General features: G+C 71.1%; 20 protein-coding genes, 1 tRNA gene and 1 pseudogene. 6 read left to right on the top strand and 16 right to left on the bottom strand.

Annotated features, from left to right (window positions below):
- Positions 1-4: 4 nt before the first annotated feature.
- Positions 5-1,024 (bottom strand): dTDP-glucose 4,6-dehydratase, encoded by a 1,020-nt coding sequence (rfbB, locus tag JJ683_RS05830; RefSeq protein ID WP_200172115.1) that lies wholly within the window; start codon positions 1,022-1,024, stop codon positions 5-7.
- Between the two features lies 1 nt (position 1,025).
- Positions 1,026-1,958 carry a GDP-mannose 4,6-dehydratase gene (locus tag JJ683_RS05825; protein ID WP_200172113.1) on the bottom strand — a complete coding sequence of 311 codons (933 nt, stop codon included), beginning with the start codon at positions 1,956-1,958 and terminating at the stop codon, positions 1,026-1,028.
- A gap of 289 nt (positions 1,959-2,247) precedes the next feature.
- Here JJ683_RS05825 and JJ683_RS05820 point away from each other — a divergent pair, with 289 nt between their 5' ends.
- Positions 2,248-3,759, top strand: coding sequence for an Ig-like domain-containing protein (locus JJ683_RS05820; protein WP_200172111.1), 1,512 nt, complete (start codon positions 2,248-2,250; stop codon positions 3,757-3,759).
- Between the two features lie 326 nt (positions 3,760-4,085).
- Here JJ683_RS05820 and JJ683_RS05815 read toward each other — a convergent pair.
- A tRNA-Thr gene (locus JJ683_RS05815) sits at positions 4,086-4,161 on the bottom strand.
- A gap of 101 nt (positions 4,162-4,262) precedes the next feature.
- Positions 4,263-5,459, bottom strand: coding sequence for a DNA polymerase III subunit delta' (locus tag JJ683_RS05810; RefSeq protein WP_200172109.1), 1,197 nt, complete (start codon positions 5,457-5,459; stop codon positions 4,263-4,265).
- On the opposite strand from JJ683_RS05810, the gene JJ683_RS05805 reads away from it, so the two are divergent.
- Both JJ683_RS05805 and JJ683_RS05800 read left to right on the top strand, forming a co-directional pair.
- On the top strand, positions 5,458-7,047 hold the full coding sequence (locus tag JJ683_RS05805; protein ID WP_200172107.1) for an adenylate/guanylate cyclase domain-containing protein: 1,590 nt from the start codon (positions 5,458-5,460) through the stop codon (positions 7,045-7,047). The two genes, JJ683_RS05810 and JJ683_RS05805, sit on opposite strands and share 2 nt — an antisense overlap.
- Positions 7,048-7,102: 55 nt before the next feature.
- A complete protein-coding gene (locus tag JJ683_RS05800; protein WP_200172105.1) occupies positions 7,103-8,611 on the top strand; it encodes an adenylate/guanylate cyclase domain-containing protein in 1,509 nt (502 codons plus the stop codon).
- Between the two features lie 252 nt (positions 8,612-8,863).
- On the opposite strand, the gene JJ683_RS05795 is transcribed toward JJ683_RS05800, so the two are convergent.
- Complete coding sequence (locus JJ683_RS05795) at positions 8,864-9,073, bottom strand: hypothetical protein (protein WP_200172256.1); 210 nt, start codon at positions 9,071-9,073, stop codon at positions 8,864-8,866.
- Between the two features lie 81 nt (positions 9,074-9,154).
- Here JJ683_RS05795 and JJ683_RS05790 point away from each other — a divergent pair, with 81 nt between their 5' ends.
- Positions 9,155-10,150 carry a polysaccharide deacetylase family protein gene (locus tag JJ683_RS05790; RefSeq protein WP_307810710.1) on the top strand — a complete coding sequence of 332 codons (996 nt, stop codon included), beginning with the start codon at positions 9,155-9,157 and terminating at the stop codon, positions 10,148-10,150.
- 9 nt (positions 10,151-10,159) lie between these two features.
- Here JJ683_RS05790 and topA read toward each other — a convergent pair whose 3' ends face one another.
- Both topA and JJ683_RS05780 read right to left on the bottom strand, forming a co-directional pair.
- A complete protein-coding gene (gene topA / locus JJ683_RS05785) occupies positions 10,160-13,120 on the bottom strand; it encodes a type I DNA topoisomerase (RefSeq protein ID WP_307810709.1) in 2,961 nt (986 codons plus the stop codon).
- 181 nt (positions 13,121-13,301) lie between these two features.
- Complete coding sequence (locus tag JJ683_RS05780; RefSeq protein WP_200172103.1) at positions 13,302-13,910, bottom strand: hypothetical protein; 609 nt, start codon at positions 13,908-13,910, stop codon at positions 13,302-13,304.
- A 519-nt stretch (positions 13,911-14,429) separates the two neighbouring features.
- Here JJ683_RS05780 and sftH point away from each other — a divergent pair.
- A complete protein-coding gene (gene sftH / locus JJ683_RS05775; protein ID WP_200172101.1) occupies positions 14,430-16,802 on the top strand; it encodes a DEAD/DEAH box helicase in 2,373 nt (790 codons plus the stop codon).
- 55 nt (positions 16,803-16,857) lie between these two features.
- Here sftH and JJ683_RS05770 read toward each other — a convergent pair whose 3' ends face one another.
- From JJ683_RS05770 to ssd, 7 genes are all read right to left on the bottom strand, one after another.
- Positions 16,858-17,271, bottom strand: coding sequence for an Rv3654c family TadE-like protein (locus tag JJ683_RS05770; protein WP_307810708.1), 414 nt, complete (start codon positions 17,269-17,271; stop codon positions 16,858-16,860).
- Positions 17,268-17,579 (bottom strand): TadE family type IV pilus minor pilin, encoded by a 312-nt coding sequence (locus tag JJ683_RS05765; protein ID WP_200172099.1) that lies wholly within the window; start codon positions 17,577-17,579, stop codon positions 17,268-17,270. The genes JJ683_RS05770 and JJ683_RS05765 overlap by 4 nt, the downstream gene beginning before the upstream one ends.
- A 113-nt stretch (positions 17,580-17,692) precedes the next feature.
- On the bottom strand, positions 17,693-17,857 hold the full coding sequence (locus tag JJ683_RS05760) for a DUF4244 domain-containing protein (protein WP_200172217.1): 165 nt from the start codon (positions 17,855-17,857) through the stop codon (positions 17,693-17,695).
- A 313-nt stretch (positions 17,858-18,170) separates the two neighbouring features.
- A complete protein-coding gene (locus tag JJ683_RS05755) occupies positions 18,171-18,734 on the bottom strand; it encodes a type II secretion system F family protein (protein WP_200172216.1) in 564 nt (187 codons plus the stop codon).
- Positions 18,735-18,991: 257 nt separating this feature from the next.
- Entirely contained in the window at positions 18,992-19,858 is an 867-nt protein-coding gene (locus JJ683_RS05750) for a type II secretion system F family protein (protein WP_200172097.1), read from the bottom strand.
- 27 nt (positions 19,859-19,885) lie between these two features.
- Positions 19,886-21,088 (bottom strand): TadA family conjugal transfer-associated ATPase, encoded by a 1,203-nt coding sequence (locus tag JJ683_RS05745; RefSeq protein WP_200172094.1) that lies wholly within the window; start codon positions 21,086-21,088, stop codon positions 19,886-19,888.
- The gene (gene ssd / locus JJ683_RS05740; protein ID WP_200172092.1) at positions 21,085-22,221 is read right to left on the bottom strand and encodes a septum site-determining protein Ssd; all 1,137 of its coding nucleotides are present in this window, start codon (positions 22,219-22,221) and stop codon (positions 21,085-21,087) included. The genes JJ683_RS05745 and ssd overlap by 4 nt, the downstream gene beginning before the upstream one ends.
- 356 nt (positions 22,222-22,577) lie before the next feature.
- Between ssd and JJ683_RS05735 the strand changes: the two genes are divergently transcribed.
- On the top strand, positions 22,578-23,405 hold the full coding sequence (locus JJ683_RS05735) for an HAD family hydrolase (RefSeq protein ID WP_200172090.1): 828 nt from the start codon (positions 22,578-22,580) through the stop codon (positions 23,403-23,405).
- Positions 23,406-23,873: 468 nt separating this feature from the next.
- Here JJ683_RS05735 and JJ683_RS05730 read toward each other — a convergent pair whose 3' ends face one another.
- Together JJ683_RS05730 and JJ683_RS05725 are read right to left on the bottom strand one after the other, a co-directional pair.
- Positions 23,874-24,644 carry a Fic family protein gene (locus JJ683_RS05730; protein WP_200172088.1) on the bottom strand — a complete coding sequence of 257 codons (771 nt, stop codon included), beginning with the start codon at positions 24,642-24,644 and terminating at the stop codon, positions 23,874-23,876.
- Between the two features lie 138 nt (positions 24,645-24,782).
- Positions 24,783-25,553, bottom strand: a pseudogene (locus tag JJ683_RS05725) (hypothetical protein); the annotation flags it as partial.

Below are 25,553 nucleotides of genomic sequence, written 5' to 3'. Positions count from 1 at the left end.
ACCGCTACCCCCACCCCAGCGTGTCGTAACGGTCCTCGACGACGTCCTTCGCGCCGTCCCACCAGCCGCGGTTGTCGCGGTACCAGTCGACGGTGTCCGCCAGGCCCGCATCCATGTCGACATAGTGCGGCTCCCACCCCAGCTCGCTGCGCAGCGGGCCCGCGTCGATGGCGTAGCGCAGGTCGTGCCCGGGCCGGTCGGCGACGTGGTCGAACTCGTCGGGTGCGCGGCCCATGAGGCGCAGGATCGACTGGAGCACCTGCAGGTTGGACCGCTCGCCGTCGGCGCCGATCAGGTAGGTGCGGCCGTTCTCGCCGGCCTCGAGGATCCGCCACACCGCGGCGTTGTGGTCGTCGACGTGGATCCAGTCGCGCACGTTGCGGCCCGCGCCGTACAGCTTGGGGCGGCGGCCGGTGAGGATGTTCGTGATCTGGCGGGGGATGAACTTTTCGATGTGCTGGCGCGGCCCATAGTTGTTGGAGCAGTTGGACAGCGTCGCGGTGATGCCGAACGAGCGCACCCACGCCCGCACCAGCATGTCCGAGCCCGCCTTGGACGCCGAGTACGGGCTGGACGGGTTGTAGGCCGTGTGCTCGGTGAACCGGGCCGAGCCGTCCAGCGGCAGGTCGCCGTAGACCTCGTCGGTGGAGACGTGGTGCAGCCGCACGCCGCGGCGGCGCACCGCCTCCAGCAGCGTGAAGGTGCCGACGAGATTCGTGTGCACGAACGGGGACGGGTCGTCCAGCGAGTTGTCGTTGTGCGACTCGGCGGCGAAGTGCACCACGGCGTCCGTGTCCGGGTCGAGCTCGCCGATCAGGGAATCGACGGTGTAAGCGTCGGCCACGTCGCCGACGACCAGGCGCGCGCCCGTGCCCTCGAGCACCGCACGACTGCCCGCATAGGTGAGCTTGTCCAGCACGATGACCTGCACGTCCGGCCTGGTGCGCGCCGTGTAGTGCACGAATCCCGAGCCGATGAACCCGGCCCCGCCCGTGACCAGGATGCGCTCTGCCGTTGCGGCCATCTCAGCTGCGGAAGTACTCGACGGTCCGCCGGATGCCCTCTTCGACGTCGACCTTCGGCTGCCAGCCGAGCACCCGGCCGGCCAGCGTCGGATCGAGAACGGACCGCCGGACGTCACCGAGGCGGGCCGCCAGCAGCGCGGGGGCGTCCGGGGCGTCCGCGGCGCGGGCAACCATGCTGTGCAGCTCACGGTCCGACGTTTCCGCACCGGTGCCGATGTTGAAGCGCTGCCCGCCGCCCGCGGTACCCGAGGCCAGCATGAACGCCTCGACCACGTCGTCGACGAAGACGTAATCGCGGGTGTTCCCGCCGTCGCCGAAGATCTTCGTCTCGCTCCCGTGCAGAAGCGCCTGCGAGAAGATCGCCACCACCCCGGCCTCGCCGTGCGGATCCTGGCGGGGGCCGTAGACGTTGGCGGGCGCAATGTGCGTGCAGTCCAGCCCGTAGAGGTTCCGGAAGGTGTTGAGGTAAATCTCGCCGGAGACTTTCCCGGCCGCGTAGGGCGACTGCGGATCGACCGGAATCGACTCGGTGACGGGGAACGTCTCCGGCGAACCGTAGATGGAGCCGCCCGACGAGGTGAACACGATCTTGCGGACTTCCGCCCGGCGCGCGGCCTCGGCGAGCCGTACCGTGCCCAGCACGTTGACGGAGGCGTCGGCAGCCGGGTTCTGCACGCTCTGCCGCACGTCGATCTGCGCCGCCAGGTGGAAGATCACCTCGGGCCGGCGCTCGGCGACGATCTCGCCGAGGTCCGCCGTGACGAGGTCTCCGTGCACGAACTTGTAGTTCTCGTTCTCGCGGGCCCGGCCCAGGTTGCCGGCCCGGCCGCGACTGAGGTTGTCGACGACAGTGACCTCGTGCCCGTCGTCGAGGAGCCTGTCGACCAGGGTGGAGCCGATGAAGCCGGCCCCGCCGGTGACGAGTGCGCGCATCGTGGAGTGTTCCCTTCCGGCTGTGCTGCGGTGCTGCGCCCGGCTGTCGACCGCGGCGTGCGCCGCGCGCCCTGCGAACGCACAAACCCACAGTCTGCCCGACGTGCCCGCACGGGTGCGCGGCCGGGGGCGATCACGACCGCCACGGAGCCGCACCTGCCCAACCGCTTGAAACCCACGATCGTGTTAGCTATTGTGTCGACAATCACTCGGTCGACCGTCCATGACGGACGACCGGATAGACCCGCCGCCCGCCTTCCGGGCTGCGCACCAGCCATGGAGGAACCAGATGAGCAGGATGACAGTGCGGCGGCTCGCCGCCGGCGTGAGTGCGGGGGCCCTGGCCGCCTCGCTTGCAACGACGATCGGAGTGGGCGCCGCAGGGGCGGAGCCGTCCAGTGTGAGCTGGAGTGACGGTAGCTCGCACTTCCAGCGCACGGTCAGCGACGCGGCCCCCGCCGTGGGCGACACCATCACCACCTCGACCAAGTTCACCAGGAGCGGGGGCGTCGACGAATACATCTACCGCGTCAAGGACCTCCACCCCGAGTGCTTCGTATACGTGCCGGGGTCCGCGCAGGTGGACGGTAACGCGATCGGCGGCGCCGAAACCGACCCTGCCTTCACCGCCGTGAACGGCGGATCTACCGAATGGCCTGTCCGCCCTGTCCTCGGCCCGAAGAGCCAGACCTTCTCCTTCTCGTACACAGTCGGCACCGACTGCCGGGCGGGCTCCGACTTGATGACGTCGCTGCACTACGACGGATCCTTGGGCGCCGGGACCTATCAGGACAAGGGGCCGACGGTCACCGTCGAGTTCGCCGCCTCACAGACACAGGTCCAGCCGGTGTACGGCGCGAAGGCCGGACAGCCCGTCACCATCGCCGCCAAGGTCGCGGGCGGCACGGTGCCCCAGAACGGCGGCGACGTGCAGTTCAAGGCGGACGGCGTCGATATCGGCGCACCCGTCGCCGTGGACCCCGCGACGGGTGTCGCGCAGACCGGCTGGACCCCGGCGGACGCCGGGAACACGTCCGTCACCGCGGTGTTCCTCGGCAATCTCAACACCGACGGCTCCACCTCCGACCCGCGCACCGTCTCCGTGGCGCGGCAGACTGTCGACTCGGAGACCTCGCTGACCGTGGCGCCCGGCGCGGTGGTCGGTTCCGCCACTGCCATCACCGCCACGGTCGCGCCGCCCGGGGTCGGCGGGACCGTGACGTTCAAGGACAACGAGATCGACTTCGCCACCGTCCCGGTCACCGGCCAGGACGGCAAGGTGGGCGTGAACTGGATCCCCGACAGCGACGGTTCGCACACGATCAAGGCCGTCTTCTCCGGCCGCGACGGTGTGAACGGCAGCGGAGCACAGCAGACTGTGAGCGTGACGCCCCAGCCGGCCGAGTCCGTCACGTCCACCACTTCGCTCGCCCCCGTCGCCCCGTTTGACCTCGGCGGCAGCGCCACCCTCACGGCCACCGTCACCTCCGAGGGGGCGACCAATGGGACCGTCACCTTCCGCGACGGCGACGACGTCATCGGCACAGTCGACGTCGTGAACGGTGCGGCGACGCTGGAAGACTGGACGCCTACGGCCGGCGGCGACCACGCGATCAGCGCGGCGTTCTCCGGCATCGGCGACACGTTGGCTTCCAATGCGGCCATCACGGTGACCGTCAACATCCCCGATAGTCCGAACCCTGGCGACGGCGGCACACCTGGCGACGGCGGCAATGGCGCGGCCAACGGATCCTTCGACCTGGGTGCGCTGTTCGGCTCGTTGGGCTCCCTGGGCAAGTGACGGGATCGCCACGCGTGTAGAGGACCGAGACAGTAAGGGGCCCGCCCCGCCATCCGGGGGGTGGAGGCGGGGCGGGCCGGGATTCCTTCCACCGGGGGGGAGGTGGTGGAAGGAATCGAGAGCGGGGTGCGCCAGGGGGGGTAGGCGCGAACCGCCGCTAATACATAGGCTAACAGCACCGCGCACTGGGTGCCAAGTCGCCGGCCCAGCGTGCGCCAAGCCACCGGGCGAACGCTCGTTTCCCCAGCGCAACACCGGTACACGCACCCCGCGGCCCATACCGAAATGACCGGACCCCACTCCTGCCGGGAGTGGGGTCCGCGCGCTGGAGCCACCTGCCGGAATCGAACCGGCGACCTATTCATTACGAGTGAATCGCTCTACCGACTGAGCTAAGGTGGCGTCTTCCGGGCACGCCCGGACGAGCCGCCCGGGGTGCCCGAGCGGATTGAAGTCTAGCGGCACAGCGGGCCGGAACAAAAATCGGGGTGCCGCCGTCGTCGTCAGCGCCTGGTGGCCGCCTCCAGGCCCGCGACCATCGCGTCCATCGCCACCTGCGGCTTGACGTTCGCCGACAGTGCCTCGCGGCATTGGAGCACCGACTCGACCGCCTGCAGTAGCCCCGCCTGCGGCGCCTCGCGTGCGACGGTGCGCGCGTCGTCGGCGAGGTCGGGGTGCAGCGCCGGCACGGACGAGCCCATGCTCACCGCCAGTGCGTCCCGGTACAGGCCCACCACGTCCATCAGTGCGCGGTCGAGAGCGTCGCGCTGCGACCGCGTGCGCCGGGTCTTCTGCTGCTTCTCCAGGTCTTTGATCAGCCCGGCGGTGCCGCGCATGGTGCCCGCGGTGCCCTTGCCCGTTCCGCCTGCACCCAACGCCGTGCGCAGCTCGTCCAGTTCACGCGCGTCACGCTCCGCGTTGGCGTCTTTGGCCTCCGCTTCGGCCGCGTCTACCAGCTGCTTGCCCAACAGGTAGCCGCCTGCGGGACGCAGCACCGCCGCGGGCAGCCGCAGAGCCTGCTGCCGCCGGGTCCGGGCCGCTTCGTCGCGCGCCAGCCGGCGGGCCCTGCCGACGTGCCCGCCGCTCACCGACGCCGCCCACAGCGCCTGCGCCTCGTCCAATCCGTCACGCTCACGGAGCACCTGCGCCACCGCCCCCGTGGGCGGCTGCACCAGCCCCACGTGCCGGCAACGGGAACGGATCGTCACTGACACGTCCTCCTGGTCGGTGGACGGCGCGCACAGTAGGAAAACGGTGCGCTCCGGCGGCTCCTCCACCACCTTGAGCAGGGCGTTCGATGCGCCCTCGGTGAGCCGGTCCGCATCCTCGACCACCACGATGAGCCAGCGCCCCACGCTGGGGCGTCGGTTGGCCACTTGCACGATGGCGCGCATCTCCTTGACGGGGATGCTCAGCCCCTCCGGCACCACGCGACGCACATCGCCATGGGTGCCCGCGAGCGCGGTGCGGCACGCCGCGCATTCGCCGCAGCCGGGCACCCCCTCCGACGTGCACTGCAGCGCGGCCGCGAACGCGAGCGCGGCGATGGATCTCCCCGACCCGGGGGGACCCGTGAACAGCCACGAATGCGTCATCCCCGATGCGGCGCTCCTCGCGGCGTCCGCCGCGGACGCCAGCGTCGCCACAGCCCGATGCTGCCCCACCAGTCGATCGAACACGCTCCCCGCACTCACCGCCATGGGGCCCGACATTAGTCTCCCTCGCCGACACGCTGCGACTACGGTGACAGGCGTGCGACGCTTATGGCGACTGGCCCGCTGGCTGGTGAGGACGCCGTGGCCGGTGTATGCCATGACGATGCTCAGCGCCAACGTCGTCGGTGCGCTGCTGGTGTTCCTGTGCATGAAGATTCTCATCCCGGACAGCCCCATCACCACCCCATCCGCGTTCACGCCCGCCTCGGCCGCGCTGTTCTTCGGCTACCTCGCCATCGCGCTCGTCGTCGGCGGCATCGGCGGCATCATGCTCGTGCTCCCAGTCCTGCGGTGGCAGCGAGACAGCATCGAGGACACCCTCAAGGTGCGCCGGCGGGCCATGCGGGTTCCCCTCTACCACGCGATCCTGCACATGTGCATGTGGGCCGGCGGGGTGCTGCTGCTGACGCTCATCAACGTCACGACGCTCGGCGGCGGCGTGCTGTCCATCGCCGTCGCCGGCGGGCTTGGTGCAGTCACCACGAGCGCCCTCGGATATCTGCAGGCCGAGCGCATCTTGCGCCCCCTCGCCGCGGAGGCCCTCAGCTACGGCGTGATGACGCAGACCAACGCCCCCGGCGTGTCCCACCGCATCATGCTGGCGTGGGCGGTGAGCACCGGCATTCCCGTCGTCGGCATCACCCTCACCGTGGGTGGCCTCAAGCTCGGCGTGTTGCCGTCCGACGCGGGCCGGGTGCTCGACGTGGTCCTCATCGTCTCGCTGATCACCCTCGTCGTCGGAGTCCTCGCGTTCTTCCTGGTCGGCAGCGCCATCGGGGATCCCATCGCGCAGCTGCGCGCGGCACAACACCGGGTCCAGGCCGGGGACCTGACCGCCACGGTGGAGGTGTACGACGGCAGCGACATCGGGCTGCTGCAGGCCGGGTTCAACGACCTCGTGCGCGGCCTCGAAGAACGTCAGCGTCTGCGCGACCTCTTCGGCCGGTACGTCGGCGAGGACGTCGCACGCCGGGCACTCGAGCGCGGCACCGAGCTGGGCGGGGCGGAACGCTACGTCGCGGTGCTGTTCGTCGACCTGGTCGGGTCCACACGGCTCGCGGCGACGGTCGGCGCAGAGGTGGTCGTGGTGCTCCTCAACGAGTTCTTCCGCGAGATCGTCGACGCGGTCGGGCACCACGGCGGATTCGTCAACAAGTTCCAGGGCGACGCGGCGCTCGCGGTGTTCGGCGCGCCGCTGGAGCACCCCGATCCGGCGGGCGGCGCTCTCGCGGCCGCCCGCGAGCTCCGCGAACGCCTCGACATCGTCGTCGGCGAAGGGGAGTTCGGCATCGGCGTCTCTGCGGGCATCGCCATCGCCGGGCACGTGGGCGCGGCCGCGCGGTTCGAGTTCACCGTGATCGGCGACCCGGTCAACGAGGCGGCCCGGCTCACCGAGCTCGCCAAGTACGAGCAGTGCGCGGTGCTGGCGTCCGCCACCACCGTCGCCGCCGCCGCGTCCGACGAGATGCGACGCTGGGTGCCGGGGGAATCGGTCCTGCTCCGGGGCCGGCGGGCCGAGACGCGCCTCAGCCGCCCCCGCACCGCCTACGAGCCCTTGGACTCGCCTGCGTGATCAGGCGCTGCGCGAGCACCCCGCGTCCGGCCGGCCGGAACGTTAGGTTGACCCCATGGTCCTCGCCCCGTCGACGCGCACGCGCGCGGTGCTGCCCGCGCTCATCGTCGGCACCACGGCATCGAACCTCGCTGGTGCCGTCTTCCTGTACCTGCTCATGCGGTACGCCCTGTCGCCTGCCGTGAACGATTTCGCCGCCGGCCACCTTCCCCAGTTCCTCGGGGTGATCACGGTGTCCGTGGTCCTGCTGATCGCCGGCACGCTGTGGATCGCATGGCCGGTGATCCGATGGCAACGCGCCGCCCCCGGTGCAGGCTCAACCGGCCGCCCCGCGCAACCCGGTGTGCGCCGCAGGGTCATCCGCATCCCCATTGCACAGGCGATGCTGGTGGGCGCGCTGTGGGTGGTGTGCGGGGTGCCGGTCGTCTGGCAGGGAGCGAACATCTCCGCCGGCATGGGCAGTGTCGTCACGCTCGCCGTCCTCCTCGGCGGGGTCGCCGGCGCCGCGCTCACCTACTTCGAGGCGGAACGCTTCCTGCGGCCGGCCACCACCGCGCTTCTCGACGGCACGATCCTCGCGCAGGTCTTCACGCCCGGCGTGCGACAGCGCATCCTCACCGCCTGGCTGCTGGGCACCGGACTGCCCGTCCTGGGGGTACTCATGGTCGCCGCCGACGTCGGCCTGGCGGACGACGTCGGACGGCCCGCCGACATCCGTCCCGCCGTCATCACGTTGAGCGTCGCGGGCCTGGTCCTGGGCGCGTTCACGACATGGCTGGCCGCCGGTGCCGTCGGCGATCCGATCCGCGCGCTGCAGCACGGTATGCAGCAGGTGCGGCGCGGCGACCTCACCGCGCAGGTCACCGTATACGACACGACCGAACTGGGCGAACTGCAGATGGGCTTCAACGGCATGGTCGCGGGCCTCGCAGAGCGGCGCCGGCTGCGCGAGTTGTTCGGCAGGTTCGTCGGCGAGGACGTGGCGCGACAGGCCATCGAGCGCGGCACCGACCTGGGCGGCGAGGAACACGAGGTGGCCGTGCTGTTCGTGGACCTCGTCGGGTCGACCACGATCACCGACCGGTCCGGCCCCAGGGAGGTCGTCCGGATGCTCAACGCTTTTTTCGACGCCGTCATCAGGGTCGTCGACGCGCACGGCGCGTTCGTCAACAAGTTCCAGGGCGACGCGACGCTCGCGGTGTTCGGCGCGCCCATCGACCACGGTGACTCGTGCACGGCCGCGCTCGCCGCGGCCCGCGAACTGCGCCCCATCCTCACGGACATCGTGGGCCGGACCGGAATGGGCATCGGCGTGTCCGCGGGCACGGCGGTGGCCGGCCACGTCGGCGGGGCGGACCGCATGGAGTACACCGTGATCGGAACGCCGGTGAACGAGGCCGCGCGGCTCACGGAGCTCGCGAAGAACGAGCCGACGCGGACGTTGGCGTCGTCCACAGTATGGGATGCCGCATCGGCCGACGAGCGGGCACGGTGGAGTGCGGGCGACGCGGTGCTCCTCCGCGGGCGCACCGCGACCACGCGGCTGATGCGCCCCGCGCAGTGACGACCGCACGCCCCGCGCGGTTCCCGGCTCACGCAGCGCGCCCGCGGAGAACACGCGGCGGATCGCCTGTGCGCCACGGGACTCCGCCGTTGTTATAGTCCGATTCGTGACCGTCGACACACTCCATGTCCGTCCTGTCCGTGGATTCCGAAGCACTGTGCGGCCCACCATCACTCGCACCGAATCCACCGGCCGGAGCGGGGTGGAACTCCCGCGGCCCATCCCGGCATGCCCGCCTGCCACCGCGTCGCTTCATCTATGACGGGACGCCACCACCGCCCCCGCCGGATCGGCCGTGCAGTACGCGCCCGCTTTCGCCGCGCCCTCGTGCGCAGGCGGCCCGGTCTGACCGAATACGCGGCCGTCGCCACCGTTTTCGTCGTGGTGACCGCGATGATCGGCCTCCTCCAGTGGCAGAGCACCGGAAACAGCAACGCCGCGGATGGCGAAGGCTTTCAGCACCCGGGACAGGTCGCCACGGAACCCACCGAGACACCGGCACCCCCTACTGCGCCTCTTGCCCCGCCCCCTACCAATGTCCCGATGACGCGGCTCGACCCCGGAGCGAAGCCGCCGCAGTTCGTGCTGTTCTCCTTCGACGGCGTCGGGGTCACGCCAAACTGGGACATGTTCCTCGACGCCGCCCGCGCGACAAGCGCCCGCTTCACCGCCCTGATGACCGGCCTGTACTTCCTCACCGACGAGAACGCCTACCACTACCAGGGCCCCGGACACGCGCCCGGTCAGGCGGCCGTGGCCTTCGGCGGCACCCGCGGCGAGGTCCGCGAGCAGATCCGCTACCTCAACAGAACGTGGTTGGGCGGCCACGAGATGGGCACCCACTACGTCGGCCATTTCTGCGCGGGCGGCGGATACAACGGCGACCGCTGGACCACGGCCGACTGGAATGTCGAGCTGGATGAGTTCTTCACGCTCATGGAAGGCTGGAAGCGGAACAATGGGCTCGAGAACGCCCCCGAGGAGCTGCTCTTCGGCCCCGAGGAGGTCCGCGGCGGCCGCACCCAATGCCTGGAAGGCCGGCTCGACCAGCTGATCCCCGCGTGGACGGCGCACGGGATGACGTGGGACTCGTCCATGCCCTCGCCCACCACCGGCATCTCCTGGCCGTACAAAGTGGACGGCATCTGGGAGTTCCCCATCCCCAACGTCTACTCGCCGCCGCTCGGAAAGACCCAGACCGCCCTCGACTACAACTTCTGGTACACGTTCAACCGCGCACGCGACGAGCCGGATACCGCCCCCGAAGTGCGGCGGATCGTCAAAGACACCTACATGTACATGTACGAGCAGGCGAAGGGCGGAAACCGCGCACCGCTCGTGATCGCCAACCACTTCAACGACTGGAACGGCAACGCCTTCAACCCGGCCACCGCCGATTTCATGCGCGAAGTCTGCGACGACCCCGAAACGATCTGCGCGACGTACTCCGACGTGATCGCATGGATGGAGATGCAGGACCCGGCCGTCCTCGCCCACTGGCAGCAGCTGCCGCCCGTGGCCACCGGCCCGCGCACGTGATCCCGGGGGTCAGTCCGCCGTCTTCTTCGCTGTGGTCTTCTTGGCGGCCGTCTTCTTCGCAGGAGACTTCTTCGCCGCCGTCTTCTTCGCCGCCGTCTTCTTCGCAGGAGACTTCTTGGCGGCTGTCTTCTTGGCGGTCTTCTTCGCCGGCGCCTTCGCGCGCCTGTCCGCGAGCAGCTCGGAAGCCCGGTCCACGGTGACCTCCGCGACCTCATCACCCTTGCGCAGGCTCGCGTTCACTTCGCCGTCCGTGACGTACGGGCCGAACCGCCCGTCCTTGATCACCATCGCCTTGCCGGTGGACGGGTCGTCGCCCAGCTCGCGCAGGGGCGGCTTTGCGGCCTGCCGGCCCCGACGCTTGGGCTCGGCGTAGATCTTGAGGGCCTCGTCGAGGGTGATCGAGAAGATCTGGTCCTCCGTCGCCAACGACCGGGAATCGGTGCCCTTCTTCATGTAGGGGCCGTACCGGCCGTTCTGGCTGGTGATCTCCTCCCCGGATTCTGGATCGACGCCCACCACGCGCGGCAGCGACAGCAGCGTGAGGGCGTCGTCGAGAGTGATCGACGACAACTCCATCGATTTGAACAGCGATGCGGTGCGAGGCTTGGGCCCTGCCGCCTTCTTCGCCGTCTTCTTCGCCGTCTTCTTCGCAGGCGCCTTCTTCGCCGCGGTCTTGGCGGGCGTCTTCGAGGCCGGCTCCGTGCCCTCCGGCTCCGCAGCCCCGGCGTCCGCCGCGTCGGCATCCGGCTTCGGCTCGGGCAGCACCTCCGTCACATACGGACCGAACCTGCCCTCCTTGGCCAGGATGCGGTGGCCGGTGGCGGGATCCACCCCGAGTTCGCGCCCCTCCTGCGGTGTGGCGAAGAGCTTCTCGGCCACCTCGACGGTGAGCTCGTCCGGCGAGATCGAGTCGGTGAGGTTGGCACGCTGCGACGTCGGCTCGCCGTCGTCGCCGGCGACGGTGCGCTCCAGGTACGGCCCATACCGCCCGACGCGCACGAACACCGGCCGCCCCTCCGAGTCGTCGAACACGCGGATCGAGTTGACCTCACGCGCGTCGATGTCCTCGAGGTTGCCGCCCACCAGCTGCTTGAGCCCGCCCGAGCCGGACAGCGTGCCCGCCGGGTCCGATGCGTTGCCGAAGTAGAAATCTGTGAGCCAGTCGATCCGGCTTTGCGTTCCGGCGGCGATCTCGTCCAGCTCGTTCTCCATGGACGCGGTGAAGTCGAAGTCCACCAGCCGCCCGAAGTGCGCTTCGAGCAGCCCGATGACCGCGAACGCGACCCACGCGGGCACCAACGCGCTGCCCCGTTTGTAGACGTACCCGCGGTCCTGGATGGTCTTGATGATCGACGCGTAGGTGGACGGACGGCCGATGCCGAGGTCCTCGAGCGCCTTGACCAGGCTGGCCTCGGTGTATCGGGACGGCGGCGTGGTGGAGTGCCCGTCCGGCCGGAGCTCGGTGGCGGTCACCCCCTGACCCTCCGACAGGTACGGCAGCCGACGCTCGGCGTCGTCGGCCTCGCCGCCCTCGAGAGCGTCCACTGTCTCCACGTACGCCTTGAGGAAACCGGGGAAGGTGATGGTACGCCCGGATGCGGAGAACACGCACTGCTCGCCGGTGCGCGCGGTGCCGGCGATCTTCAGGCTCAGCGTGACGCCGCGGGCGTCGGACATCTGCGACGCCACCGTGCGCTGCCAGATGAGTTCGTAGAGCCGGAACTCGTCGCCGTCGAGCCGGCCGTGCAGCTCTCCCGGCGTCTTGAACTGGTCGCCCGCGGGGCGGATGGCCTCGTGCGCCTCCTGCGCGTTCTTGACCTTGCGGGTGTACTGCCGCGGGCTGGAGTGCACGTACTCCGGCCCGTACAGCTCGCCTGCCTGCTCCCGCGCGGCGCGGATCGCCGACTCGCTGAGCGTGGTCGAGTCGGTACGCATGTAGGTGATGTGGCCGTTCTCGTACAGCTTCTGCGCCACGCGCATGGTGCGCTCGGCCGAGAACCGCAGCTTGCGCCCGGCCTCCTGCTGCAGGGTGGAGGTCATGAACGGTGCGTAGGGGCGACGGGTGTAGGGCTTCTCCTCCGCCGAGGAGACGGTCAGGTCGGCGCCCCGCAGCGACTCGGTGAGCGCGTGGGCGCGGGCCTCGTCGACCAGGGTGACCTCGACGGCGCCGGATTTGGCCGCCTTGAGCCGTCCGTCCTGGCCGAAGTCGCGTCCCGTGGCCACCCGCTTGCCGTCGATCGACTGCAGCTTGGCGCCGAAAGACCGTGGCGCGGCATCGGCGCCCGCATCGAGCGTGGCGGCGATGTCCCAATAGTCGGCGGCGGTGAACGCCATCCGCTCGCGTTCACGCTGGACGATGATGCGCGTGGCCACCGACTGCACGCGGCCGGCGGAGAGCTTGGGCATCACCTTCTTCCACAGCACCGGGGAGACCTCGTAGCCGTACAGACGGTCGAGGATCCGCCGCGTCTCCTGCGCGTCGACCAGATCCTGGTCCAGGTCGCGAGGGTTCTCGGCCGCCGCGAGGATGGCGGGCTTGGTGATCTCGTGGAACACCATGCGCTTGACGGGCACCTTGGGCTTGAGCGCCTCGAGCAGGTGCCACGCGATCGCCTCGCCCTCGCGGTCGCCGTCCGTGGCGAGGTAGAGCTCGTCGACGCCCTTGAGCAGAGACTTCAGCTCGGTGACGGTGGACTTCTTGTCCGGGCTCACCACGTAGAGCGGCTCGAAGTCCTGGTCGACGTTGACGCCGAGGCGCGCCCACTTCTCCCCCTTGTACTTGGCGGGGACGTCGGCGGCGCCGCGCGGAAGATCGCGGATGTGGCCGCGTGACGATTCGACAACGTAACCGGCACCCAAGTAGTTGGCGATGGTCCGGGCCTTGGCCGGGGACTCGACGATCACGAGCCGGCGCGTGACCGCGTCTCCCGATCCGCTCTTCGCACCGGAGCCCTGCTTCGTGCTTGCCACCTGCTGACCAAACCCTTTCCGAGTCGCGCCGCCCGAGTCGGCGCACCGAAGCCGCCGCTACCGGAACACGACCATACTCAGCGACCGTCGGCCGTGTGCAAGGCCGACCGCCGATGCGCCTGTCCGTCACCGCCACCAGACTTGCACACCCGGCCCGGGCGTGTCTCACCGTCGGTTCCGATCACCCCGGCGGCCACGCGTCGGCCGGTCCGTCCGCCGGCGGCTCGCCGATGTTCTCGCGGAGCCGCGAGAGTCGGCGCCGGCCCGTCACGCGCATGGCGGGCCCGCCGCCGCGCGGGCCGATCACCGTGACGGCGATCCCGGCGCGCGCAAGCGCCGCAGCCAGCGGCTGGTGCGTCTGCTCGGCGTGCGGATCGAGGCCCAGGAGATAATGCCCTTCCACTGCCCGTCCTGCGGCGAGGGACCACGCCCGCAGCGCCCTCGCCGAGGGAACCCAGCCGTCGGGGACGCGTTTGATCGCGCCGCGCTGCCACGCCCTGGCGACCGGCACCAGTTCCGGTGCGGGATCCGTGCGCACAAGCGGGCGCCGCTCGTCCGTTTCGAGGATCTCGGCTGTTTCGGGGGTCTCGGCGGCCGGCGGGCGTCCTGCCCGCAGCGCCTGCTGCATCATCTGCAGGACGGCGCGGGCACGCCACGGGGCGCCGACGATGATGGAGACGCGGGCGCCCGCGCCGGTCGCCACCGCGTGCCCGCCCGCGGCGAGCAGCCCGGCGAGATCCGTCGGGGCGGGCTCCTCGGACTCGGCCGCGAAGAGGGACAGCTGCTGCACCCGCGAATAGTAGCGTCGCGCGCCGAGGTGCCGTGCCGGTCCCGGTCAGGACATCCCGGTGAACAGGTTCATGAGCCGTCACGACGACGCTGCCCAGCGACGACTGCAGCGAGCCCAGGTCCGGCATCGCCGACTGCGACGACCCCGCGTCCAGGATGCTGCCGAGCGGGCTGTTGTTCTGCGGCGGCGCCGAAGCCACCGTGGGCAGCGCCAGCGCCGCCGCGGCGGCGAGCGCGAAGCCGCCTGCGACGGCGCCGCGAGTGCGGGTGATACTCGTGGGGACCTCCATGGAAGCGACGTCCCGACGACGCGGAACGCGTGACTGATGTGGTTGATGTTGCCAATGTGACTGATAACTCAAAATGAGCAGTACAGAGGCGCTGATCGCATAGTCAACGAACCGGAATATTCTGCGGCGACCGGACTTGCAGGAACACGCGCCCACAGTGCCGGGACGCACTGCGTCGAAGTGATCGGCGGTGACGAGGAGAGCGGAACGGTGACGAGGAGAGCAGGCCGGTGACGGCGACGAGCTTCGGGCGCGAACTACTCGACCATGTGCTCGCGGGTGCCGCGGCGCCGGAGGTGCTCACGCACGCGGTCGACCTCCCCGGGCGCGAGGCCCGTCATGCCTCGTGGCCGCAGTGGGCGCACCTCGACGTCGTCGCAGCGCTGCAGTCCACCGGCATTCCGCGGCCGTGGCTGCATCAGGCCGCGGTGGCCGAGCACGCGTACGCGGGCAGGCACGTGGTGGTGTCCACGGGAACGGCGTCGGGAAAGTCGCTGGGGTATCACCTGCCCGTCCTCAGCGCGCTGTATACCGACCCGCGGGCGACCGCGCTGTACCTCTCCCCCACCAAGGCTCTCGGCGCCGACCAGTTGCGGGCGGTGAGCGCCTTGTGCAGGGAGATCGAGTCGACGGGCACCGGTGCTGTACCCGCCGCTTCACCCGCATCTCACGATTCCCCTGTTGCGTCCGTCAACCCCGCCTCGTACGACGGCGACACCCCCCGCGAGGTCCGCGAGTGGGTGCGCGTGCATTCGCGGTGGGTGTTCACCAACCCGGACATGCTGCACCTCGGCCTGCTCGGCGGGCACGCCAAGTGGAGCCGGTTCTTCCGCCGTCTCCGCTTCGTCGTCATCGACGAGTGCCACTCCTACCGCGGCGTGTTCGGATCGAATGTCGCGCTCATCGTGCGGAGGCTCCGGCGCCTGTGCGCACGGTTCGGGGCGGCGCCGGTGTTCGTGCTCGCCAGCGCCACCACCTCGCAATCGGGCGCGGCGGCGTCGCGGCTGGTGGGCGCCGACGTCGTCGAGGTCACCGACGACGCCTCTCCGCGCGGTCCGCGGACCGTCGCGCTGTGGGAGCCGCCGCTGCTGCCGGAGGTCACCGGCGAGAACGGGGCGCCGGTCCGTCGGTCGGCGGGCGCGGAGGCGGCGCGCATCATGGCCGACCTCGTGGTGGAGGGCGCGCGCACGCTCACCTTCGTCCGGTCGCGGCGCGGCGCCGAGATCACCGCTCTGACCGCCGCCGGCCTCGCCGGCGAGGCGGTCCCCGAGCTCGCCGACAGCATCGCCGCCTACCGCGCCGGTTACCTCGCCGACGACAGGCGTGCGCTGGAAGCCGCGCTGGCCGACGGCGCGCTTCTCGGCGTGGCGACGACGAACGCGCTGGAACTCGGAGTCGACATCGCGGGACTCGACGCGGTCGTCGTGGCCGGGTACCCGGGGACCGTCGCGTCGTTCTGGCAGCAGGCGGGCAGGGCGGGCCGCCGCGGGCAAGGCTCCCTTGTGGTGCTGGTGGCCCGGGGAGATCCGCTGGACACCTACTTGGTGCACCACCCCAGGGCGCTGCTCGAGCGGCCGGTCGAGGCCACCGTCACCGACCCGGCGAACCCGTACGTGCTGGGCCCGCAGTTGCTGTGCGCGGCGGTGGAATCGCCGCTGACCGCGGCGGAGGTCGCCGAGCTGGGGGCGGACGGGGTGGTCGCGGCCCTGGTCGACGACGGCCTGCTGCGCCGCCGCCGCGACGGCTGGTACCCCACCGCGGACGTCCGGCCCCACGGCGAGGTCGACATCCGCGGATCCGGCGGGCGCGAGGTCGCGATCGTCGACGCGGAGACCGGCAGGCTGCTCGGCACGGTGGACTCCGGGCGCGCGCCTGCGACGATTCATCCCGGGGCCGTGCACATCCACCAGGGCGAGTCCTTCGTCGTCGACGAGCTGGACCTGGACGACGGAGTCGCCCTGGTGCATGCAGAGGAGCCGGACTGGACCACCCATGCACGCGAGGACACCTCCATCGAGATCACCGAGGTGCACGCACGGGAATCCTTCGGTGCAGTGACGGTGGCCTCGGTTTCCGTGGAGGTGACCCACCAGGTGGTGGGGTTCCTGCGCACCCTGCGCAGCGGGGAGGTGCTCGATCAGGTGGACCTCGACATGCCGCCGGGTGTGCTCCCCACCCGCGCGGTCATGTACACCGTGACGCCGGAGCTGCTGACCGACGCCGGCTTGGCGGATGCCGACTTCCCCGGCGCTCTGCACGCCGCCGAGCACGCCGCGATCGGGTTGCTGCCGCTCGTGGCCACCTGCGACCGGTGGGACATCGGCGGGGTGTCGACGGCGCTGCACGCCGACACCGGATTGCCGACGGTGTTCGTCTACGACGGGCACCCGGGCGGTGCCGGGTTCGCAGACAGAGGGCACGCCGAGCTGACCCGCTGGCTGCGCGCCACGCACGACGCGGTCGCGGCCTGCGAGTGCGCCTCCGGCTGCCCGTCGTGCATCCAGTCGCCCAAGTGCGGCAACGGCAACGAGCCGCTGTCCAAGGCCGGGGCCGTCGCGCTGCTGCGGGCCGTGCTGAGTGAACTGGGCCGCGGACAGCGATAGGTCGGGAGGGGTGGGCGCCGGAGCCGGCACGAACACGGACGCAGACGCAGACGGGTCACCGCGCACCCTTGCCGGGTGGCCGGTCGACGCTCCAGCCGCCGCGCGCCACCGCCTCGGCCTCCCCCGGGCCCGGCAGTCCGCGTAGCGGCAGCGGCGCCGTCGCGTGCACCAGCACAGTCCGGCCCTCTACCGTGCACGCGGAGACCCGGGCACCGTTGCGCTCGGCCACCGTGTGGGCGGACGCGCATGCGCCGCTGCCGTCCACCAGGGCCCCCGCCGCGGCGAGCGCGGCCAGGTCGGCCGCCGCCTGCGCCCGGTGCCGCGCCACCACGGCTCCTCCCACCTGTACGCACAGCACAGCGAACGTGAGCAGGGCCAGCATGCCGAGCGCCGCGAACACCGTGGCCGACCCGGCATCCCCGGGCACACTGGCCGGCCGCGGGGCCGGCGCACGATGCCCACCGGTCACCCGGCGGCGCTCCCTGGTTCGACCGCGGCCGCCGACGTTGCGGACAGCGATATCGGCAGCACCGGCGCGTCCACGGACACGACGGCGACGACCATCCCCTCGGACGTCGTCACGTCGATCCGCGCATCGGGGAGCATCCTGTGCCCCACGTCTACCGCGCGCCCGTCTTCCCGCGCGGCGAGCCGCGCCACTTCGCGGGCCGCGTCCACGCAGTGCACCTGCGTGACCACCGTCATCACCGCAGCCACGCAGGCCGCGACGACCAGCACGAGCGCGGCCAGCGCGATCGCGGCCTCCACGGTGGCCATTCCGCTCTCGCCGCCCGGGCCGAGGGACCCGGTCCGGCTGCGCCGATCGGGGCCCCGCCTACGGGCGGGGAGGCGCGCCGCCGTCGATGCGCCTCCCCGCCGGACGACGCCTCTCACACGCTGGTGGCGAGCGCGTCGTCGATGATCCCGGTCAGCGCGGAAACGATGTCGTCGCCGGTCACCACCTGGTAGAGCACCGCGCCGAAGGCGGCGGCGGCGATCGTGCCGATCGCATATTCGACGGTACTCATCCCGTCATCCCCGGCCGCCGCGAGCATCAGTCGCAGCCGCACCTCGTCGCTCACATCGCGCGCCTTGACCACCGCGGTGCGTACCAGCCCGCGCACCGAGCGCTCGTCGCCGCTGACGGGGCCGACGCAGCCGCACTGAGCCTCCTCGTCGTGAACCTGGTCCCCCTGCGGAACCCCCTCCTCGGGCATTTCGTCGATCACCACTCCGGTCGTCACTGCCATCGATCTCCCCTCCCGTGGTTGTCTGCTCCCTGTTTCCCGCCGGCGCAGCGCATCCGGCGGAAGTCGTAGCCGCGCCGCGGTCCGCGCGCAGCCGCGTCGAGCGCTGTCGCCCGGACGCTCACCCCGCACCCGGCCCCCCGCCGAGGATGCCGCCGGCGAGCCCGACGATCACCGGCGCGATGCCGAGACACACGAACGCCGGCAGGAAGCAGACGCCCAACGGCCCCGCGATCGCGACGCCCGCCTTCTCCGCCGATGCCACCGCGGCGTCGGCGGCGCGCGCACGGAACGCCTCCGCCAGACGCCCGGCCTCGCTTGCGAGGGAGGAGCCCGAGTCCGCGCTCCGCCGCGCCAGCCTGGCCATCGGTTCCAAGCCCGGTTCCGCGGCGAGCACCTCCCACGCGCCGCTGGGGTCGCCGCCCAGCGCGAGCAGGTCAGCAACCCGGCGCAGCGCGGCCCCCAACCGCGGCGCCTCCCCGGCCGGGCGGGCGGGCGCGACGGCGCGGCGATCCCCGTCGGCGCCGTGCGGCGGGTCCAGGTCGCACACCTGTGCAGCGGCGACGGCGGCGTCCGGCACCGCTAGTCCAGCCTGCAAGCATGCGGCCAGCAGGTCGAGAGCCGCCGCCACCGCTAGCGGGTCGTCGGGGACCGCGCGCCCCGCCCATCGCCGTATGCCCCACATTCCTGTCGCGGTGAGCACCACGCCGACGCATACGCCGAGGGCCCCGCCCGACACCGCCGCGACCGCCACACCGCCGGCGAGCGCGAGTAGATCCTCACGCCGCAGCCTCGCCACGCACACGGCCGCGAGCGCCCGTAGTACTCCGCGCTCCGCGACGCCGGCCGCCGGATCCGGACGGGGCACGACCGCCCGCAGACGGCCCGCATTGCCAGGGAGCGCGGCGAGCACGCCCAACAACAACAGCGGCACCCACGGGCTCACTGGGCGGGCCCCGACATGATCCACTCCGCCCACACCAGCCCGGCGCAATCGAGCAGCACACCCGCGACGAGTAGAAGCCCCCCGGCGCCGCCCCCGGTGAGCACCGTCAACGGGGCCGCGCCCATCAGGTGGCCGAAACCGATCCCCACCACCGGCAACGCCGCCAGGATCGTCGCGGTGGACCGGGCGCCCGCCAGCCCGGATTCGGCGCGTCGCCGAAAGGACACCCGCACGGCCAGATCCGCGCGCGCCGCATCGAGGAGGCCGCCCAGCGCGATGCCGCGGCGTTCCGCCACCGCCCACACCGCGGCGATCCGCCGCCAGTCGGACTCCGGACCGCAGGCCTCCGCGCTCCGACCACCCGCCGGCCAGGACGGGCCGGTCCGCCGTGCGGCGGTCGTCGCCCCGGCGCGGTCGGCCAGCACGCGCGAGATCGATCCGCCGAGCTGCGCCTGCGCGGATGCTCTGGCGAGGCACCCGGACACCGCACCCTTCCGCGCATGCAGCGCGGCCACCGCACATGCCCGGCCGGGATGCGCGCCCACGCGAAGCTCGGCGACGACGATCTCGAGTGCCGAGGCCAGTTCAGCGGCCGCAGCACGGCCCCGTGCCGCGGCCGCCCGACGCGACCGCAGATGCATGATGGTGACTGTTCCCACCACGACGCACACCGCGGAAGCCGCACCCCATAGTGCGGCCGAGACGACGGCGGCGCCCACGGCACAAGCGACGACGATGCGCCGGCCGCCCGCGGCGGGCCGGGCGTTCCGGTCCCACTCTCGCACCCGCAGCAGCGACGGCGTCCCCGGCACAATCCACAAGGCGAGGCCCAACAGCGCCGTCACCGCAGCACCTGCGCCCACCTCACGCACCCCCGTGCAGCTCGGCATTCATGATGTGGCCTTCCCGCCCAGCAGTTCCTGCAACCGGTCGATGCCCTCTCCCAGCCCCACCGCGCTCCACGCGGGCACCACCTCACAGCCGCCGGTGTCGTACCGGAGCACAGCGATCTCAGCCAGCTCGCGGCGGCCGTCCGCCGCGCGCCGGACATGCAGCACCACCTGGACCGCCGCGTACAGCTGACGGTGCAGGCCGTGGCTGCCGGCATGGGCACCGTCTCCAGCGGTGGCCGCGAGTGCCTCGATCCGCGCCGGCACTTCACGCGGGGAGTTGGCGTGCACGGTGCATGCACCGCCCTCGTGCCCCGTGTTCAGCGCGGCCAGCATGTCGAGCACCTCCGCTCCACGCACCTCGCCGACGACGATCCTGTCTGGCCGCATCCGCAGCGCCTGGCGCACCAGGTCGCGCAGGGTGATGGCTCCGGCACCCTCTGCATTGGCCGGGCGCGCGACCAGGTTCACCACGTGCGGGTGACACGGCGCGAGCTCCGGAGCGTCCTCGACGCACACGATCCGCTGGGCCGGATCCACCTCGCCGAGCAGCGCCGACGTCATCGTCGTCTTTCCGCACCCGGTACCGCCCGCGACGAGGAAGGACAGTCGCGCTCCGACGATCCGCCGCAGCAGGTGCAGGGCTTCGGGCGCTATCGAGCCGCCCGCCGCGAGCGCGTCGAGGCTCTGCGCGGCAGGCCGCAGCACCCGCAGCGACAGAGCGGTGCCGTGGCGCGCCACCGGCGACAGCACGGCGTGCACGCGAACCGTGTGGGCACCTCCGTCGACCGCGTCCAAGTGTGCGTCGACCCAGGGTTGCGCGTCGTCGAGCCGCCGGCCCGCCGCCAGCGCGAGCCGCTGGGCGAGCCTGCGCACCGCGGCCTCGTCCGCGAACCGCACTCCTGTCCGTTGCAGCCCGCCTCCCCTGTCCACCCACACTTCGCCTGGGGCGTTGACCAACACATCGGACACGTCCGGGGCGGCGAGCAGCGGGGCGAGCGGTCCGCCGCCCACCAGTTCGGTCTCCAGTTCGCGCAGCGCCCGCAGCATGTCCGCGTCACCGATGACTCCGTGCGCCTCCGCGCGGACAGCTGCCGCCACCGCCGCCGGCGCCGGCACTCCGGCCGACCCGGCGAGACGTTCGCGCACGCGCGCAAGCAACGGCCCGTCCACCACTGCGGCAGCCGACGGTTCGCCCGTCATGCCGCACCCGCCTGCGGGCGCCGCGCATGGAGGCGGTGGACCGCGCGCGCAGTGTCCGCCAACGGCGACCTGCGCGAGAACGTCAGCCCCCCGCGTTCGAGCGCCTTGGCGAGCCGTGGCTCCGGGCGCATGGACGCCAGCAGCGGCAGCCCCAACGCCGCCTCCACGTCGCCGCCGCGCAGACCGCCGGGCGATGGACCCCGTACCACCAGCGCGATGTCGTCGGTGTGCCGGCGGACCCACGCGGAGCACCGTACCGCCGATGCGCAGGCCGGAACGTCCGCCGCAACGATGAGGACTGTCAGATCGGCCGTCTCGATCGCCGCCTCGGTGGCTTCGGACCGCTGGTGCGAAGCATCGCAGACCACCGTCATCCCGCCGTCGTGCCCGGAGCGGAGCACAGACCGCACGGCACCGGCCCGCGGCGCTTCCCACGGAACGTCCGCGGAGGCCGCCGGTGGCGATGACGACAGTACTGTCGTCGATTCGCGTCGAGGCAGCGCACGGTGCAACGCTTCCGGGTCGACGCGGCCATCCTGCACCCGCAGCTCCGGCCAGCGCAGCCCCTCGTCCCGTTCGAGCCCCAGCAGAAGATCCAGGCCCGGCCCGGACGGATCGAGGTCTACCAGCAGTGTCGGTGTTTCGACGGTGAGCGCGAGCGCGGAGGCGAGGACCGATGCGCCGGCGCCGCCGTGCCCTGATACGACGGTGATGACGCCGCCGTCGCCGGGCCGCCCGTCTCCTGCGTGCAGGTTGAGCGCCGTCAACAAGGCGTGCCCGTCGGCCGGCAGTTCGAGGACGTCCTCCGCCCCGATCCGCACCGCGCGCTGCCAAAGGCGCGCATCGACGGCGCCCGAGTCTGCCACGACCAACACCGCCCGGCGACGTGGAAACCCGGCACTCTCACACGCCGCGGCCGCATCGCTGTCGAGGACCACGATCGGGCAGCGCCCCCACTCGCATTCTGTAGGCGGCACGCCTGTCTCCTCGTCCGAAGCCGCCCGGCCGCCGTCCTGCGGACCGGGCCGGGACAGCCCCACGCCCGAGGCCGCGACGGCCCGCTCCACCTCCACTCGCAGCTCTGCGCTCGCCACCCACACCCCGACCGCGTGCGTCGCTGCTACTGCCACCATCACGCCCCCTGCCGTCTGCTTCCGCGTCGAGGACGACGTTGCCGCATCGCGCCCATTGCCGGCTCCGATGAGGATCCCGCGACCTGGCGATATGCAAAAACCTGTGGAAAGTCCGGGCCTGTGGACAACGCCGGAGGCTACGAGGGCTCCGACGGGATCGCGCCGCAGAACCGGGACGCGACATGGAACGGCCCCCACCAGGGGGGAGTGGGTGGGGGCCGTTGCGTCCAGCCCCGGGGGGTTGGGCTGAATGCACTCGGCTTGGCCGAGTGATTTCATGCTACACCCGTGTGACGCGACGACGGCTAGAAATTCCATGAGCGACTTCACCGTGTCATCGGCCCTATCCTGAAAGTGTGTCCGTCCAACCTGTACCTTCAGCGGCAGCATCACCGCCGCGGCGGGTCGCCGCCTTCTTCGATCTGGACAAGACCCTGATCGCCAAATCGAGCACGCTCGCGTTCAGCCGCCCGTTCTTCGATGAGGGTCTGCTGAATCGCCGCGCCGTGCTCAAGAGCAGTTACGCGCAGTTCCTGTTCCTGCTCTCCGGCGCCGACGCCGACCAGATCGACCGCATGCGCCGGCACATCACGGCGATGTGCGCGGGGTGGGACGTCGAGCAGATCCGTTCCATCGTCGACGAGACCCTCGACGACATCGTCACCCCGCTCGTGTTCGCCGAGGCGGCCGAGCTCATCGCCTACCACACGGCGTCGGGCCATGACGTGGTCGTCGTATCCGCTTCCGGCGAGGAGGTCGTAGCGCCGATCGCCGCCGCGCTGGGCGCCGACCACAGCGTGGCCACCCGCATGAAGGTCAGCGAGGGGAAGTACACCGGCGAAGTCGACTTCTATTGCTTCGGCACTGGCAAGGTGGAGGCGATCCACCGGCTCGCCGAACAGCACGGATACGACCTGTCCCGTTCCCACGCGTACTCCGATTCGAGCACCGACCTGCCGATGCTCGAATGCGTCGGCAACCCCACCGCCGTCAATCCGGATCGGAAGCTGCGGAAGGCCGCTGCCGAGCGGGGGTGGCCGGTCCTGACGTTCGTCGATGCCGTCGCGATCCGGAGAGGACGCAGACGGCAAGGGTCGGCGTCTGTTGTGGCCGGAGCCGCCGCCGGCCTGGGTGCTGTGACAGCGGGGGCCGTCGCCCTGAGGCTCCTGCGGCGAAAACGCTGACGGCCGACGACGGAAAACGTATTTGATCAATCAGCTCAACACACGATCGAGGAATGCATTATCACTGATGAGAGTGCATTTTGCCACCACAACGATCTTCTCTGGAACCTCTTGCAACGGCGGCACATAGGGGGTAGAAAGAAGTCACGGAAGCACAGCAGGCCAAGGTCGACCCAGAAGAGAAGGATCGCCCTCCCGGCTGATGTTTCCCAACATGGACAACCAGACTCACCACGCAGAGCACGCCGCAGGAGGCAGAAGCGTTGTGGGCCTGCGTAATTGTTCCGGATTTGCTGGGACGCTGGCCTCTTTGGGTAGGGGTCCCCACGCAACTGGTACCAATGCGCCGAGGCCACCCACACAACCCATTGATGCACGCATGGCAACTGGCAGTCTGTGTTAGCGGGCGACGGCACTCAATAGTTGGGTGATGCCGTCGCTCGCTTCATGTCCGCACCGGGCAGTCATTTATCCTGAATGCGCTTCGGCGATTTTCACTGCTTCGTGCCCGCCCGTTTCCAATGCCGCGCAGCAGGTGATGATCCATCCTGCAACGCCCTCCGCAGTCCCCGCGGCGTACCCGTCGGCGGCTTGCCGATATGCGTTGCGCCGCTTGAGCCAGTAGGTCTCCGGCACGCCCAAGTTGTGCGGGTCAAGTCCGGTCGCCGTGCACGTGAGCCGCGACGCCGCGCGTGCGACGATGCCGTCCGCGGTTCCGAAGGGCCGAAGCGTGAGCAGTTCACCGTGGACGACGGCCGCCAGCAACGGCGCGGCGACACTCGTGCCGCCGGTGGCGAGCTCGGCCAGCGCGTCGAGGCGTTCACTGATCCCCGGCGCGTCACGTGGACGTCCCAGTTCGTCGGAATCGTCGACGACGCCGGCTGCCGCAACAGTGTGGAGGCGGGCGATCACTTGCAAGGGCGCCCGCTCCCACGTGCCCAGAGAGTTGGTGAGCGCGTCCCCGTCGAGCATGGCGGACACCCGAAGGGCACCTGCAAGGAGCGGATCGGTGATGTCCCCGTCTTCGGGCAACGCGGTGGATGCACCGTCGATGGCCGCCGAGTTGCGGGCGGCGCGGAGCGAGGCCTCCGTGGCGGATGTCGGCCAGCCGCGACGGTTGGCCTTGTGCCGGTGTGCCTCTTCAAGGGCCGCACGCGCACGGTCCGCGGCGTCTGCGACGCCGGGGAGCTCGGCCAGCGAGGCGAGTGGGTCGGGCGCAGAGTGTCGACTCGTTGTCACAGCCGCAGGTTACCGTCTGTTCGATCACGGGCCGGCCGGTGTCGGCCCTGGATTCATTTAAGGGTCTGATGCGCACGCAGCGACACCCCGCGGCGCATCGCTGCCGCGGGGTGTCGCTGATCTGGCGTCTTCCGCCGGTCAGCTGCCGGGAAGCTGGAGGCCGGCACCGCCGATGCTGCCGAACGGGCCGACTCCGCCGCCCGTACCGCCACCGACGGTGTTGCCGAGGCTTCCGGTGACCTCGAACATGCTGCCCCCTTGCGCCTCGGGTGGCTGCAGACTGCCGGTCACCTGCTCCACGCTCGCCGACGAACCCGCCGTCACCTGCCCGAGGCTCTCGCTGACGCTGCCACTCACGCTCGACGGGTCGAGGCTTCCCGGGTCCAGGCTGCCTTCAAGACTGCCGCTGGAGCCCGCAGTGATCTGCCCCAGGCTCTCGGTCGCGCTTCCGGTGTCGAGGCTTCCCGGGTCCAGGCTGCCTTCGAGGCTGTCGCTCGAACCGGCGGTGATCTGGCCGACGATCTCCGCGGCGCTACCGGCATCCAGGCTTCCCGGGTCGAGGCTGCCCTCGAGGCTGTCGCCGGACCCGGTGGTCAGCTGCCCGAGGCTCGACGTGATGGTGTCGAGGCTTCCGTCTCCGAGGCTGTCGCTGGACCCGGTGAACAGTTCCGTGAGGCTGCCCGGGATGTCCCCCAAGCTGCCCGTCGACTCGCTGCTGCCGCTGGACTCGGAACCGCTGCTCCCGGCCCCCGGCAGACTCCCACCATCGACACTGCCCGCCAGACTCGCGAACGGAAGCGCCGCACTGCCCAAGATGAACTGCAGCCCCAGCTCCAACCCGGCCTCACTGCCCGTGCCGGCATCAGAGCCGGACGACCCCGTGCTACCCGTGACCAGGTCACCGATGCT

The organism is Tomitella cavernea (genome assembly GCF_016599145.1).
GTDB lineage: Bacteria > Actinomycetota > Actinomycetes > Mycobacteriales > Mycobacteriaceae > Tomitella > Tomitella cavernae.
This window is presented reverse-complemented; position numbering and strand designations above follow the sequence as displayed.